This window comes from Candidatus Uabimicrobium helgolandensis (assembly GCF_041508025.1).
Lineage (GTDB): Bacteria > Planctomycetota > Uabimicrobiia > Uabimicrobiales > Uabimicrobiaceae > Uabimicrobium > Uabimicrobium helgolandensis.
In genome coordinates, this window is record NZ_CP165719.1 from 5093394 (window position 1) to 5108727 (window position 15334).

The 15334-nt window shown below is 35.4% G+C and carries 8 protein-coding genes and 1 tRNA gene; 4 read left to right on the forward strand and 5 right to left on the reverse strand.

The genetic code is table 11. The features are described from left to right. Positions 1 to 14: 14 nt before the first annotated feature. A complete protein-coding gene (locus UABHE_RS18605) occupies positions 15 to 3875 on the reverse strand; it encodes a protein kinase (protein ID WP_372364747.1) in 3861 nt (1286 codons plus the stop codon). Positions 3876 to 4197: 322 nt separating this feature from the next. Between UABHE_RS18605 and UABHE_RS18610 the strand changes: the two genes are divergently transcribed. The 3 genes from UABHE_RS18610 to UABHE_RS18620 all read left to right on the forward strand — a co-directional run bounded on the left by UABHE_RS18610 (position 4198) and on the right by UABHE_RS18620 (position 8877). Next, a tRNA-Leu gene (locus UABHE_RS18610) sits at positions 4198 to 4282 on the forward strand. Positions 4283 to 4534: 252 nt separating this feature from the next. Next, positions 4535 to 5749, forward strand: coding sequence for a tyrosine-type recombinase/integrase (locus tag UABHE_RS18615; RefSeq protein ID WP_372364749.1), 1215 nt, complete (start codon positions 4535 to 4537; stop codon positions 5747 to 5749). Positions 5750 to 5892: 143 nt separating this feature from the next. Next, positions 5893 to 8877: a hypothetical protein gene (locus UABHE_RS18620; protein WP_372364750.1), complete on the forward strand. Its 2985-nt coding sequence runs from the start codon at positions 5893 to 5895 to the stop codon at positions 8875 to 8877. Between the two features lie 347 nt (positions 8878 to 9224). Here the strand turns inward: UABHE_RS18620 and UABHE_RS18625 are convergent, their stop codons facing one another. Further along, complete coding sequence (locus UABHE_RS18625) at positions 9225 to 10271, reverse strand: hypothetical protein (protein WP_372364751.1); 1047 nt, start codon at positions 10269 to 10271, stop codon at positions 9225 to 9227. 28 nt (positions 10272 to 10299) lie between these two features. Between UABHE_RS18625 and UABHE_RS18630 the strand changes: the two genes are divergently transcribed. Continuing rightward, positions 10300 to 10740 carry an ion channel gene (locus tag UABHE_RS18630; protein WP_372364752.1) on the forward strand — a complete coding sequence of 147 codons (441 nt, stop codon included), beginning with the start codon at positions 10300 to 10302 and terminating at the stop codon, positions 10738 to 10740. Positions 10741 to 11112: 372 nt separating this feature from the next. Here the strand turns inward: UABHE_RS18630 and UABHE_RS18635 are convergent, their stop codons facing one another. From UABHE_RS18635 to UABHE_RS18645, 3 genes are read right to left on the reverse strand one after another with little or no spacing between them, the layout of a single operon-like run. Next, positions 11113 to 11610 (reverse strand): FHA domain-containing protein, encoded by a 498-nt coding sequence (locus UABHE_RS18635; protein ID WP_372364754.1) that lies wholly within the window; start codon positions 11608 to 11610, stop codon positions 11113 to 11115. Between the two features lie 60 nt (positions 11611 to 11670). Continuing rightward, positions 11671 to 12129, reverse strand: a complete 459-nt coding sequence (locus UABHE_RS18640; protein WP_372364756.1) for a hypothetical protein — start codon at positions 12127 to 12129, stop codon at positions 11671 to 11673. A 16-nt stretch (positions 12130 to 12145) separates the two neighbouring features. Then, entirely contained in the window at positions 12146 to 15334 is a 3189-nt protein-coding gene (locus UABHE_RS18645) for an efflux RND transporter permease subunit (RefSeq protein WP_372364757.1), read from the reverse strand.

A 15334-nucleotide genomic window follows, 5' to 3' on the forward strand; every position in this document is an offset into this window, starting at 1 on the left:
ATAACGTACAATTTTTAGCTCAAAATAAATATATAAACAAGTACAACAACAATAACAATACCCAAAAATCCTATACTGCTCATTGCTGCAACTTTCTTTTTGTGTTTTTGTTCTAGCTCTTTTATCTTTTTCTTTTTATCAAGCGCACGTTTTTCAACTTTAGGTAACAATTTACGATTAAAAATAGGATTATTAAACGCTTCGTTAGCTTCTTTCCACTTATTTTGAGATATAAAGTTTTCAATTTGTGTGAGAATCTGATTCGCTTTGTTAGATGGTTGCATTGAGGCAACCATTTTACTAACGCGTTCTATGTCTTGCGATATATCAGTAACAGGGCAACTCCATGATCCCTGCTTTTGCTTGATTTTTTCAAAGGTTTGTAAAGCCTCTTGATAATTTTCTTTATCTTCCAAAAGCTTAGCTGTATACATAAGTTGCATGTATTCTTCTTCATCAGCAACTGTTTGTTTACGCGCGCTCTCAACCTTCGTAATCTGAGCATCAAGAATTTCAGAATGTTGAGGAAAAGAATCTTTTATAGTAAATAAAATATCAATAGCAGCTTGATATTGTTTTTTCTGAATATGATTGTTTACTTGGCCAATAGCTTTCTGAAATTCTTGCTCTTTATCATCTAGTTTACTATAAATTTCTTCATAAAGCCCCTGAACAAAATCATCTTGATTGTGTTCTATAACTTGATCAAGTAATTTTTTAGCTTCCCAAAATTCTTCATTATCTAAATGTTCTTGAGCTATTTCAACAGCCATATCAATAACTTGCATTAAACGCTCTTCAATTTCTACTGGATCAACGATATGGGCCACCTGCATCCATTTGTAAATAGCTTCCTCGAACAAATGGTCCATGGCAAGCTCATCACCTTCGTTGAGAACTTGCTGAATTTGTTTTATTTTGTCGGCATTTTCAGATTCAGACTTGCTGTTTGTGTCAGATTCGCTTTCGTCTTCGGTGTCAGATTCGTTAGACTGGCTTTTGGTGTCAGATTCGCTTTCAGTGTCAGATTTGCTTTCGTTTTTGGTGTCAGACTCGTTTTCGTCTTGGGTGTCAGATTCGCTTTCGGTGTCAGATTCGCTTTCGTCTTCGGTGTCAGATTCGCTTTCGTCTTCGGTGTCAGACTCACTTTTGTCTTCGGCGTTAGACTCACTTTTGTCTTCGGTGTCTTCGGTGTCAGACTCACTTTTGTCTTTGTCTTTGTTTTCGGTGTCAGACTCACTTTTGTCTTCGGCGTTAGACTCACTTTTGTCTTCGGTGTCAGACTCACTTTTGTCTTCGGTATCAGACTCACTTTTGTCTTCGGCGTCAGACTCACTTTTGTTTTCGGTGTCAGACTCACTTTTGTCTTCGGCGTTAGACTCACTTTTGTCTTCGGTGTCAGACTCACTTTTGTCTTCGGTGTCAGACTCACTTTTGTCTTCGGTATCAGACTCACTTTTGTCTTCGGTGTCAGATTCGCTTTCGTCTTCGGCGTTAGACTCACTTTTGTCTTCGGCGTCAGACTCACTTTTGTCTTCGGTGTCAGACTCACTTTTGTCTTTGGTGTCAAACTCACTTTCAGTGCTAGATTCGTTTTCGCCTTCGGTGTCAGACTCACTTTTGTCTTCGGTGTCAGACTCACTTTTGTCTTCGGTATCAGACTCACTTTTGTCTTCGGCGTCAGACTCACTTTTGTTTTCGGTGTCAGACTCACTTTTGTCTTCGGTGTCAGATTCGCTTTCGTCTTCGGCGTTAGACTCACTTTTGTCTTCGGCGTCAGACTCACTTTTGTCTTCGGTGTCAGACTCACTTTTGTCTTTGGTGTCAAACTCACTTTCAGTGCTAGATTCGTTTTCGCCTTCGGTGTCAGACTTGCTTTCGTTTTCCGTTTTGCTTTCTGTGTCAGGTTTGCTCTCAGATTCAGATTCATTTCCGATGTCCGATTCGCTTTCGGTGATAGACATATTTTCTGTGTCAGATTCGTTTTCGGCGCTAAGATTACTTTCTGTCTCTAGTTTGCTTCCATCACTAAGCTCTTTTTCACTTGTTGTGTGATTAAGTTTTTTGGTATCTGTTATATTATTTTTTTTCGGTGCTTGTAGCGACTCTAAATCTTTTTTGTAATCAATAGTTACAGAAAACTTTTTCTTCTTACTGCTTGTAGGGAGATATCTTTTCAATCTGTTATTGTTTGTTGCTTTGATTTCAGACGTTTGTTCTTCTGAATTATCCCCTTCGCTAGTTAGTTCACCTTTGCCTTCTGGTTCTTTTACTTTTTCTAGAATGCTTTGGGCATGAGCAAAGTCTTTTGCTATATTTTGATCTTTTTGTTCTTGAAGAGTGTTTATCAATTGCTTGTTTGTAATATGGCTTTTTTCTCGTTCTTCGTCGGTTACTTTTTTAGGAGTAACACCTGTGGCTTTCGCCCCCGGAAAATATTTCTTTAGTTTTAGTTTTTTAGGTTTATCTAAAAGAGTACCTTCACTTTGTTCTTTGTTTTCATTTTTATTTGCGATTTTGTGTTTTTTTAGATCGATAGTTCCTGTTGGATATTCTTCTGGACCAACAGGAATAGCTTCAAGTGGCCCAATTTCAGAAAGTGCTGGATCTTTTGTTTTTTGATTTTCTTCTGAAAACAGTTGTTCCATTGGGTTATCGGCAGGCTGTTTTTGAATTTGCTTTGAAAGTTCCACCAACTCTTCTTCATTTTTATGCGCTTTTTCCGTATCGTAAAAAGCAGGCGGTTGATCACTTTTCTTAGAAGTCTCTATTATCTTAAAGTGTTCTTGTTTATTTTTTAAAGAAGCATTAAATTCTTCAAATTTAGAAGCAATTTTTTCTTCTTCGCCTTCTGACTCTTCTTTTTGTTTCTCTTTTTCTTTGTATTTTTGAACAATTGCACCAAGTATTTGAGAGGCCTCGTGTAATTTTTCTTTTTCTTTTATTTCTGATTCTTTGAACCGCAATGTTTTTGCTTTGCGAGCGCGTATGTTTTTTTGAAATGTATTTAACTCAAGAGTAAACTCTTCTATATTTGGGTAACGCTCTAAAGGATTTATTTTTGTAGCTTTTGCAATAATATCATCTAAACCCGGAGGTATATCGTAACGAGTGGAGGATAAACGATGATGTTCTTCAAAATTTTGGAAAGTTAATATTTCATAAAAAATAGAACCTAACGAATAAATATCGCAAAGGCGGCCATTTACTGTTGAAGATGCACATTCTGGGGGTAAGTAGTGTTGATAATTTTCATGTATAGATAATGTTTCCCAAGCGTGTTGTGTTAACAATTCTTCTAAGCCTAGGTCAGCAATCTGTAAGGAAATAATATTATCTTCTTGTACGATAATATTATTAGGATGTAGTAACTTGTGTCCACGAGTTTCATGGAAATACTTAACTACTTCGCACAACTGCAAAATCATTTCGCAAGCATCAACAACTGAAACATACTTTCCTATATTTTTTTGCTGATAGAGCCATTCAGAAAGAGCGATACCTTCAATATGCTCCATAATAAAAAAATATAACTTTTTCTGCTTCCATAAATCAATAATTTCAACGTAGCGATTGTGCTCTAGTTGGTAAAGGTCATTAATTAGCGCAATAAAATTATCAACTTTTTCTTGTGTATTAAGATGATGTGGAATAATTATCTTGAGAACAAATAATTTCCCGGAATTTTCGTGATCTTTTACCAGATACACACAACCAATACAACCAGCTCCCAACAAAGTAATAATCTCGTAACGACGAGTATCACCGGTTTTGGGTCCTATAGTTGTACCAGGAGAAAGCTCAATTATTTTAGTCTCATCTAGTGATATATTGTGTATATCAGATAAAATTTTAAAATCTTTCCTCTTTATCATAAAGCATTCCGGAACGAAAACAGTATAAATGGGTTAGCTAAATCAATCTCAACTTAAAATATAAATTATTATGACTAATTTGTAAACCATAAAGTACTCGAACAAAGATTTTCTATCATTTTTTAACAAAAAAACAAGTTGAAATATCTTGTTTGAAATAGTAATTTTAACGTTACAGAAGTAGCATAATACTTAATTATCGATTTTACATAACACCTAAAACTATTTCTAAACAAAGATACTCTCTAACAAATTTTTTAAAAAAATATAAAAAAAGAATTGACATCCATTTCTTTTCTGTTACAATCCCTTCTCGAAACACGCGAGAGTGGCGGAATTGGCAGACGCGCTAGATTTAGGATCTAGTGCCTTCGGGCGTGCGGGTTCAACTCCCGCCTTTCGCACCAAAAGAAATTATAAGATTTTACGAGCATTACAAGTTGTAAAGTCATATAATATAAATGTTAGCGATGGTCGCGCTAACCAAAATCAAAAAAACAGCAGATTCTAACCATTTTAAATATGGTAGTCTGCTGTTTTTTTTTGCCCACATATACCCACTTGGGGTAAGAATGGGGGTAATCCTCTAAAACAGCTATATTTCCTAGAGGCCATAACAAAACTTCTAACTTTTCACCTATTTCTTAGAAGGAAAAATTATGGCAACTATCAAGCCAAAACCCTATCGCCATAAAAATGGATGGCGTGTAAGTTTTTGCTTTTTTGGAAAAAAATATGCAAAATATGTTGGCCAAAATGAGCAGTATGCATATTTTTTTCAAAGCAAAATAAATCATATAGTACTACAATTACGCTATGGATTTATCGAACTTCCTCAAGCGAATATTGGAGACTTTGTATTTTCACAGGTTATAAAAAAGCCCTCAGCCCCAAAGCCTGAATTACTACAAGAAAATATTTCTGTTAAAGAATTTATCAATGAGTGCATCACTGATGCTCGCGAATATGAAGATAATTCTAAAAAAACAGAAATCATTCACCTAAATCACCTAAAGAAATATTTACAACACTGTAAAAAAAATTGTTTTTTAAAAAATATTGATGTTGAATTTTTCATTCAATATAAAAAATTTCGTCAAAAACAAAGTGTCATGGCGAAAACAATCAATAAAGAAATTTATACTTTCCGCAAATTTTTTTATCAGGCAATTGATAAAAAATACATAGAGGAAAATATTGTCGAAAAGATAAAAAAAGACAAAGAAGATGGCAGTAGTAATATATTTCGAACGACAACACAAATCAAAGAACTTTTAGCGCAGGGAAATTACTCTGAAAAAGAAACAAAAAAAATTCAACGCTATCGTTATCTAGACTTTGAAGAAATCAATCAATTCATCGAATCCACCAAAAAACGCATGGGAATAAATCATTGGATTGTTCCCATAATTATAATCTTATCTGATACAGGAATACGCAGATCTGAACTCTTAGAATTAACATGGTTAGATGTAGATTTCGATAAAAATATTCTGTATATATATTCAAATAAACAATCCAAAAAGAGAAATAAAATACGCCGCGAAGTGTATATAACTCAACGGTTAAAGTCTACTTTGCAAAGGCAAAAAGAAGTTGCAAAAGAGCGTTGGGTATTTCCTGGACCAAATGGTGGTAAACTAAGTGTCAATACCTTGCGTACGGCTTTTTTAAAAGTTATTAAAGGTACAGATTACGAAGGCATAGGTTTCCACTGTTTTCGACATTCATATGTAAGTATTTTGGCAGAAAAAGGAGTAAATAAACAAGTAATTGGTGATCTTGTAGGGCACACTTCTCAAGAAATGACAGAACACTACAGACACTTGTTTCCAGGAGTGATAGAGGAGGCTGTAAAAAGAGTGTTTGGTTAACAACCAAGGTAGTGAATTGGAAAAAAGGAAGCTGGGATTCTGCGAAAAATCCCAGCCAAATGAATCTAGATTAATCCAGAGATTTTATTAAAACAAAAACCTCTTGAAAAATCTAGTACTTTTACATTTTCAGGAGAAGTGTTGTGAATATACAAGATTTTTTAACGCAATTACATAAGGTCAAAAAACTAAGTAAAGGTTGGTCTGCATGTTGCCCAAACCACGATGACAAAATTCGTAGTTTGTCTGTTGCTGAGGGCAAAAATGGAATTATTCTTTTAAAGTGTCACGCTGGTTGCGAAGGACAAGATATATTAGAATCAATGAGCCTAACTTGGAAAGATATTTTTCCACAAACATCAGCGAAAAATAAAAATAACACTACGGTAGAGAAATTGGCATTTGATAAAGGCGTTACCGAAGAATTTTTACGCTCTGTTGGCGTAGAAGAAAACGGTAGCGCCTTGCGTATTTCTTATTTTTTAGAAAACGGATCTTTAGCATCACGGCAAAGAAAAAGACGGGCACTTTCTGCCAAAAAAGGAAGTTCTTGGGAAAAGGGAAGAGGTAAGCCGGTTCTTTACGGGCTATGGAAATTAAAAGAGGCAAGAAAAAAGAAATGGATTACTTTTGTCGAAGGCGAAAGTGACTGTTGGAGTATGTGGCAGCATTCGCTGCCAGCTTTAGGTTTTCCTGGTGCTGATATGGCAAGTAAACTTGGTTCGACCCACATTAAGTCATTGAAAAAAATTTACGTGATAAAAGAACCAGATAAAGGTGGCGAAACGTTCATCAAAGGTGTTCGCAAGAGACTCCAACAACTAAACTACAAAGAAAATCTTTTTGTGATAGAAATGTCAGAATTTAAAGATATTAATCAAATGGCCCAAAGATCTTTTGATTTCAAAAAAGATTTTGCAAAACTGAAAAAAGCCGCAAAACCAGTATCTTTAACTGAAGGCGAAATTGTCATTGATTACGGAAACTTAATCCCTGAGCTACCTGCTCCTAAGAACAAAACCGTACTACAACTAATGATGTCAGCCGCAGCAAATGTTAAAGAAAATTTTTGCATCCTTGCCCCTCAAGGAGCAGGCAAGTCTTATGCTAATAGCCATGTTGCTGTTTCCGAACTAAAGAAAGGTAGATCTGTTATTTTATTTTCTCGTTCTCACGATGAACTTAACCAGTTAGGTAAATCAATAAGTACTCTTTTAGAGCAGGAAAAACTACCTTTGTATCACCTTTATCATCTAAAACGTGGTAACGAGAAAAGCGATTTAACAACAGGTATTGTTCCCGATGTAAGACCTATTATCGTCATCGCTCCTCATGCGTATCTAAAATTTAAAGGAGACACTCCTTATCACTATGCAATAGTAGATATGTTTTTCAATAAACAATTTGGAGAAAATCCACTTGTTCTTGTTGATGAAGTTGGATCTCTACTTGAAAGTTGCTTTGTATCGAAGTCTTTAGGATCACGCGAGTCTTTAAAGAAAATGTTCGGCCAAGAGTTGATTATTCGTAATAAATTGTGTCCATTGTTTACTTCCTCTGGAAACTGCACAAATTGCACAGGAAAAATGTTTCTTGTTCTAAGAAGAGGCTCTGGTGGAATGCTCGAATATAAACCGTTATCGCAGCGATATCAAGATGACAAAATTCGCGAAGAAAAAGTAGAGCTAAAACATGTTCGTTGGGATGCAGTTTGCCATGATAACACAATGAGCGTGTATCCAATATTGCCACCTAAAAATAATGAGGAGAGAGTTTGGTCAACTGGTAGTAAAGATGATTTGCAAAAAGAAATGTGCTTGCAGAATTGGTACGATGATATTATAGCGAGGACTCTGGAACCAAGTTTAGTCTTCTTCTATCCGTATAATAGAGAAACGCAAGAAAATTTAGGTCGTCCTCTTGAGGACAAAGAGCTAAAAACAAAAAGAAAAGATATTCTTCCTCCTCGGCAAGTTTGCGGAGTTCCTGTGTTTCAAGGATGGGATATTGCTGTCCTTAAACAAATAAACCAAAATGCACAAATTGGAATTACTGGACCAGGGGCAAGTGAAACAGAACGATATATTCTAAAACAAGTCCTTGATCTCAATAAAAGCAATTTTTACATAGCAGAAAAACCATTTTTTCAATTTAAAAAGGTATTAATTCTTTCATTAGAAAGCGATCTACCCTCAAAGAAATCAAACTTACAAGGTTTTTTTCAACAACTAACTTCTCAAACAAAAGTTTTAGCCTTTTATCCGACATATTTTGAAGCGAAAACCGCGGAGAAAAAAATAAGTAGCGAGGTAAGAACAATGTACTATGATGGAGAGCAAAAAGTAAGTAATGCTCCCATTAAAGGCACATCTATAGAATTCGATCTGTGTATTACTTGTATACATGGACCTCTGGGGCAAGGAATTAATCTTGGGCAGTTTAAAATGGCTGTTGTGTCAACGAACAATGAACGTCCAAAATGTTTATTTGCAAGCCGACCACACGTAAAAACTATTCGCGAGCACATTCTTGACGATGTTGCTGAAAAATCAAGACAAGCAGCTCTACGTATTTTGCGACTTGATGTCGATGAAAAGATAGATGAACCAAGAGTAATTTTATTTTATGGAAGAAACGCTACAGAAGTTTCCCACCGAGTACAAACTGAACTTATAAAAGTGGGGCATAAAATAAAAATAATAGATGCCAATGAAAATATTTCATACTCACAGGAAATTGCCAGTAAGTGGTTGGTGGGTAAAAGTATTACAAAGTTAGAAAAAATAGGAGAAGCAGGTTACCAATCGCAAAGAGACATAAAAAAACTACAGGAAGAAATCTCCAGATATGCAAAATCAACGGTTGAAGAGGTGACTTGGCGAAAAATACTACGTTACTCGAAGTGCATTCGTAGGATGCCTCCTCAAAGTAAAGAGTTAGCAAAAACGTGGTTTGAGAATAATTTCGAAGCAGAACAAAAGCCCAAAACCAATAAACTATTGGCAAAGGTAAGATCTTATTTAAATGAAAATCCAGAGTCAAACTTGCGAGAGATCTCTCGCAAGTTCAATTTTTCAAGAAAAAGTAAACAGCAAATACAATTAATTAAAAAAGAATTGGGATTATAGAAATGTCATCATTTTTGTCACAGCTACCTCTATATATAGAGGTTCTTGCGACAAAAATGATGACATTTATTGCGTAAATCTAGTGATAGGAGTTATTTATGGTGTTTTTTATTTATTCTCTTTTTTATGCTATAAACTGGTAAAAGAGAATTTATTGAAGGTTTTCCACTAAATGCAGACATACTTTTAATCGCAAATATAGACTATGCAGTTTATTAGCAATGACTTTTGGCATAGTCGAAGAAGTAACCTGATTTTAGGTGAACTTTTATGTAAAAGTTCACCTAGAGTTTCAATTATATTGGAATTGTTAAGTGATTAAATTTTTCGCCGATTTTTTAGATCAGTTACTTATATTTTTTCTGTAGTTTTTCCAACACTTTTTCATAGAAATTTTTCAATTTTACGCCGCTCAAAAATTGCGATTTATTTTGTGTAACAGGTGTTGTAAACTCGATAATGGGAAAATCATCCGTGTTTAGATATGTGTTTTGATGTTTCCATTCACCAATATATAAAGAAAAAAATCGCTGCTCGTCCAATAAATTATCTTTGGAAACAATTATTTTTACACGCCCCGCTTGTAATTTAACAGAAAATTTTTGTTTTATTTGTAATTTGCGCATTCGCTTCTTTGTGCTAGGCAAGTCGACAATATCTTGTTTAAAACCTATCAAGGCCATCAGGGGATAATCACTATTTGTTTCCCCGCGCCACAGTGAAGTGTTGGGAAAAATAGATGAAAAGCTATTAGTTATTATTTGAAATTCTCGTTCTCCCATTTGATATAAAGGTAACCACTGACAAAAAACGCCGTCTTTTTTTAGTGCTTTGTAAGCACTTTGATAGTGTTCTACTGTATACAAATATCCTGTATGACTGTGCCATGGAACAAAAAGGTCGGAGATAATTACATCATAAAATTTATCTTTATGATAGAGATGATGTCGTGCATCGTTGACGATAGCATTTACTCGTTTGTCTTCGAATATGTTGTTGCGTTCTTGATGGAAAAACTTTGCAGCACGAACAACTTCGGGAATTAGTTCGATAATGTCGATATGTTTTACTTGTTGATGCTGTAGAGCACCTTTTGCCGTTAGACCGGTTCCCATTCCAAGAAACGCAATACATTGCGGTGATGGATGTAGTAGTAACGGAATATGTGCCTGCCTTTTTTCGCGTATCTCTGCAAAGCTACTTCCTAATATGTAATGGTTGTTTTGCGTTATTTTTAGATTTCCAGAAGACTTTTCTTTGATGACTTTTATCGGACCGTAGAATGTATCTTTTTGCCATATCACTTGATGTTTTTTCTTTTGGTATTGGTGTGGCGGAGAAAAAAGACAAACCGCTAGTGCTAAAAGATTTTTTACAGCAACTTTATTGGTCATATTTTTTGTATTATTAATTCGTAGTCTTGTGTATATATACCCATTAGCTTTTTTGATAATAACAAACAATATACTAAGTTTTGCATTGCTTCTTACAATTGCAATCAATATTTTTTTACAGTTATTCCAACTCCAAAAAGCAAATATCAATGCTCTTGCAGCAGCAATATCTGTTTATTTGATGATAGGATTGGTATTTGGATTCATTTATGCAACAATGCACCATTTAAGCCCATTATGTTTCAGAATCACTCAGCAAGAAAACCATCTCTTACACCATTTTTCTATGTGGCTGTACTACAGTTTTGTAACCCTGACAACTCTTGGTTATGGAGATATAATCCCCTTATCTCCTTTTGCAAAGATGTTACCTTGCCTCGAAGCCATTCTTGGTCAGATGTACCTAGCTATCATTATTGCTTATGTTGTAGGGTTAAGGATTAATACATTGTATGCTCAGAGTAGCTAAAATTTAGCGATACATAAAATTAAGAAAAAACTATTTTGAATAGATTTGGAAAAGTTATTGAATGATTGATGCCACAAAGAATATTATCGTATAATACGAGTATTTATTTATACTTGGTTGGAGTTGAATTTATTGAATTGACATAACCTTCAATTTCAGTAATTGTAGAAAATCCCATTTCTATTGTACTTTCACAGCGCTTCAAAGTACTACCTAATCACGAAGTAGAAAAATTTAGTTTGAATAATTCATTACACTTTGCCAGATAATGAACATGTCAAGGATGCTCTAAAAATGCAACATAAGATTTGGATTTACCGAGTGTTCTCCCAAAGGGAGAGGAATGAGTCTGTAGAGAAACTGTAACCATACCTATCTTACAATAAAAAAATAAGCAAAAATCGAAAGTGATAGAATGATAAAGAAAAAAATCGCTATATTTTCGATTCGAGAATCCGTATCATCACTTTCCCAGTAGTTTTTGGAATAGGGATCATTGTTTGGAATAGTAGCATTTGTTATAGGCATCTCCATGGTCTCGTCATCCGAAACCATATTTTCATAGAAAATGAGTTTACAAAATCCAATAGTAACTTCGTCGCTGTGAGTAAGAATTTTTTTAGTAGTAATTGCTTTGCCATTCAGCATCGAACCATTGCGACTTAGGTTTTGCAAAGACCACTGTTGTGTAGACTCTATTTTAATTACAGCATGCGCTTTAGAGATAGCTGGATGGTGCAAGAGAATCGTATGAACTCCTTGTCCCTGCGAGCGACCAATAATATTATCTTGGTGAGGATCTAAAGTAAATACTTCTCCTGTATTTTGATCAATCAGGTAAACACCTGTATTTAATTTGGTTTTGTACATAATATAAGAACCTCTTTTTTCGTGAGAAAAAAGAGGTATTTCCTTCAAATAACGTAGAGTTTAGTGGTCATGATCATGGTGATGTTCTATGTTTATATTATATTTTATTCCTTTTATGGTAACAGCAATTCTCCCAGTAACTTCTTCCTTAAGAATTTTGTCTGTAGCTTCAAAATGGGAAGACTTATTCTCAGCAGTATTCATGGCAACGGTTTTCAGTTGTTTTTGAGTTCCTTTATACTTTAGATTTAGCATTGGTGTACCTTCGATCACTTCTGCCGTTTTTGCGTCTTTTCCCAAAATATAAAGAGTTATTTTGCCCATTTCTTCATTGTGAATCAATTCTATATGGGCAAGGTGTTCGCCTACTTCCAACAATTCGCCTCCATGAGGTCCATGTTCATCTTCATGTCCATGTTTTTTTTCTTCTGGCGTGTTAGAATTTTTGCTAATTGGAGAATCGCATCCCACAAAAGATAAAGCAATAACAATAAAAATACATGTAATTAGATGTTTCATTTCTTTTTCCTTAAATTTAAGAGTTACTACCATTTGCTGATTGGAATTCAGAAAATAATTTTTCTGTTGCTGCATCAAATTCTTCAGGAATTTGAGTAACGGTTTCTGCTGCATTTTTTCCAAAAAGCCAAAAAATAGCTGGGCGCACTAAAAAGTCCAAAATGGTACTAGATATTAAGCCACCGATGATTACAGTAGCGACAGGATATAAAATTTCGCTTCCAGGTTTATCTGGGTATAAAGCAATAGGTACAAGAGCAATTCCACTCGACAACGCTGTCATCATTACAGGAACCATTCTTTCCTGGCCTGCACGAATGATCATTTCCATGCCAAAAGGAATTTTTTCTTCTCGCATTAAATATAAATAGCGATCAACGAGAAGAATTGCGTTGCGAGAAGCAATTCCCCCTAATGAAATTAATCCCACAAGAGTTGCGATAGAAATAGGTTGCTCACTCCATACAATAAAAAAAACACCGCCAACAAAAGCCATTGGGATGCTCATTAGAATTTGGAGTGATAAATTCACCGATTTGAAATAAATATAAAGAACCATGAACATAATCAAAATGGAGGCAATGCTTAAAATAAAAATCATTCGTGTTGCTTGAACTTGCGCTTCATATTGACCGCCAATTTGAATCGAATATCCAGGTGTTTGTGCAAGCTCTTTACGTATAGGGTCTAATGCTTTGTCTACATCTGCAACCACTTCTCCCAAAGATCTCCCAGCAATATTATGTTGAATGACTATACGTCTGGATACATTCTCGCGATTGATATTGTTAGGGGTTTTGCCAACATAAACATTAGCAATATCAGAAAATAGTACTGATATGCCACTATCACGTTTTATACGAAAATTTCTTATTTTTTCTAGGTCGTTGCGGTCGTTTTCTTCCAACCGTAAAATAATCGGAAAGGTAAAAGATTCTACGCGCATACGAGAAATAATTTCGCCTTCCATTGCGAGTTCTATGAACTCGGAGATATCTTCTACTGTCAACCCCAGACGCGCAAGTTCTTCACGCTTTGGTTCAATAACAATATTATCTACAAGAACTTGTTGCTCAACATACAAATCCGCAATTCCAGGTATGTTCTCTATGGCTGCTTTTACTTTTTTGGCTTGACTTCGCAAAACATCCAAATCAGTGCCGAAGATTTTAATGGCAACCTGAGCGCGAACACCAGACATCATGTGACTTAGTAAATGTGATAGAGGTTGATCGACTTCTGTAGGAATTCCTCGAAAATCTTTTTTAATTTTCTGCCGTACTTCGCCAATAATTTCTTTTCGAGAACGTTTTGAGTTTGAATCAAAAGTTATGATAATCTCTGTGTTATTGACTCCTTCTGCATGTTCGTCACCTTCCGCTCGGCCTGTTCTTCGAGCTATGTGTTTAACTCCCTCTACTTGTGTCAATATCTTTTCTAAACGCCCTCCAAATAAATCCGATGTTTCCAGTCCTACTTCTGGAGGTAAGAACATATTGATTTGAGCAACTCCCTCATTAAAAGGTGGTAAAAATTGAGAGCCGCGTGTCATTAGTAGAAAAATACTGATGATTAGTAGCGATAAAAACAACCCAATAATGATTTTGGTTTGCTTGATACTGAAAAAAATCATTTTTCCAACAATTATTTTTAAACATCTTACGACCCAAGAGTCTCCCTTTTCTTTATGTTCTTCCTTATTTGATAATAAAGTGTAGCAGAGGATAGGAGTAACTGTTAGTGCAACGAAGAGAGAGGCAGAGACGCTCAAAATATATGCAATACCAATGGGAGTAAAAAGACGTCCTTCTAAACCAGATAAGAAAAAAAGAGGCAAATATACAACGATAACTAGTAACGTGCCGATTAAGATAGGCTGTCTAACTTCGCTAGAAGCACGAAAAATTACCCAAAGTTTGTTCTTGGGAAATTTTAATTGGGCATTTTCTTTCAAACGACGATGTACATTTTCCACATCAACAATTGCATCATCAACAAGAGCACCAATGGCTACAGCCAATCCTCCTAAAGTCATAGTATTGATAGATAAATCAAATATAGAAAAGATAATAGCTGTAATTGCGACAGATAGAGGAATTGCTGTGAGGGTTATAAAGGTAATGCGCAAATTCATCAAAAATAACAATAAAACAATAACAACTAAAATACCACCATCACGCACAGCTTCAATTACATTGTCTATAGCACGATGAATAAAAGTAGCTTGTTGGAAAAGGTCATTGACAAGTACAATATCTTCTGGAAATCCTTCTTGCATTAGCTGCAACTCTTTGTTGATACGATTTGTTAGTGTTACGGTATCGGTTTGCGGCTGTTTGAAAATGACCATAATGACACCGCCTTTACCATCGATTCCAGCTTCTCCTGTACGTACTAAAGCTGGTCCGAACTTGATTTCAGCTACATCTTTTAAGCGAATAGGACGTGTGGGGGAAATTTTTACTACAGCATCTTCAATTGCTTCTTCATCAACAGCAAATCCTATTACTGTAATAATCGGACTTTTTGCTCCCATACTTAGGAAGCCTCCTGAGCTGTTGATGTTTGTTTTTTGCACAGCGGTCTGTATCTCATCAAGAGATACATCTAGAAGCCTTAGTTTATCAATGTCGACAATGATTTGTAATTGACGTGGTGCTCCGCCAATAGTCACGATTTGAGCAACTCCCTGAATAGCCAACAGACGATATTTAATCGTATAGTCAGCCAAAACACGTAAGTCAGTAGGATCAATAGTACCGCTTTTACTCTGAACTCCAATCATTTGTATTTGTCCCATAATACTAGAGATCGGAGCCATCTGTGGAGTAATATCTGGTGGGAGTTTACTGGCAATTAATTGTAATTTTTCCTGGACAATTTGACGGTTACGATAAATATCTGTACCCCAATCAAATTCGACATAGATCACTGATAGCCCTAAACCAGAACCTGACCTCACTCTTGTAACACCGGTAGATCCATTGAGCACTTGTTCCATAGGAAGTGTAATCAGACGCTCTATGTCTTCAGGAACCATTGATGGTGCTTCTGTTAAAATTGTAACGAGTGGTCGATTTAAATCTGGAAGAACATCAATGGGCATATAAATAGCGATAATGGTACCGTAAGCCATGACCAAAAGAGCTATTGCCATGACAAATAGACGGTTTTTCAACGAAAATGCAATGATACGATTTAACAT

Coding starts and splice junctions, on each gene's coding strand:
- UABHE_RS18605 (WP_372364747.1), bottom strand. CDS start 3,875: ATGATAAAGAGGAAAGATTTTAAAATTTTATCTGATATACACAATATA.
- UABHE_RS18615 (WP_372364749.1), top strand. CDS start 4,535: ATGGCAACTATCAAGCCAAAACCCTATCGCCATAAAAATGGATGGCGT.
- UABHE_RS18625 (WP_372364751.1), bottom strand. CDS start 10,271: ATGACCAATAAAGTTGCTGTAAAAAATCTTTTAGCACTAGCGGTTTGT.
- UABHE_RS18635 (WP_372364754.1), bottom strand. CDS start 11,610: ATGTACAAAACCAAATTAAATACAGGTGTTTACCTGATTGATCAAAAT.
- UABHE_RS18640 (WP_372364756.1), bottom strand. CDS start 12,129: ATGAAACATCTAATTACATGTATTTTTATTGTTATTGCTTTATCTTTT.
- UABHE_RS18645 (WP_372364757.1), bottom strand. CDS start 15,334: ATGTTAAATCGTATCATTGCATTTTCGTTGAAAAACCGTCTATTTGTC.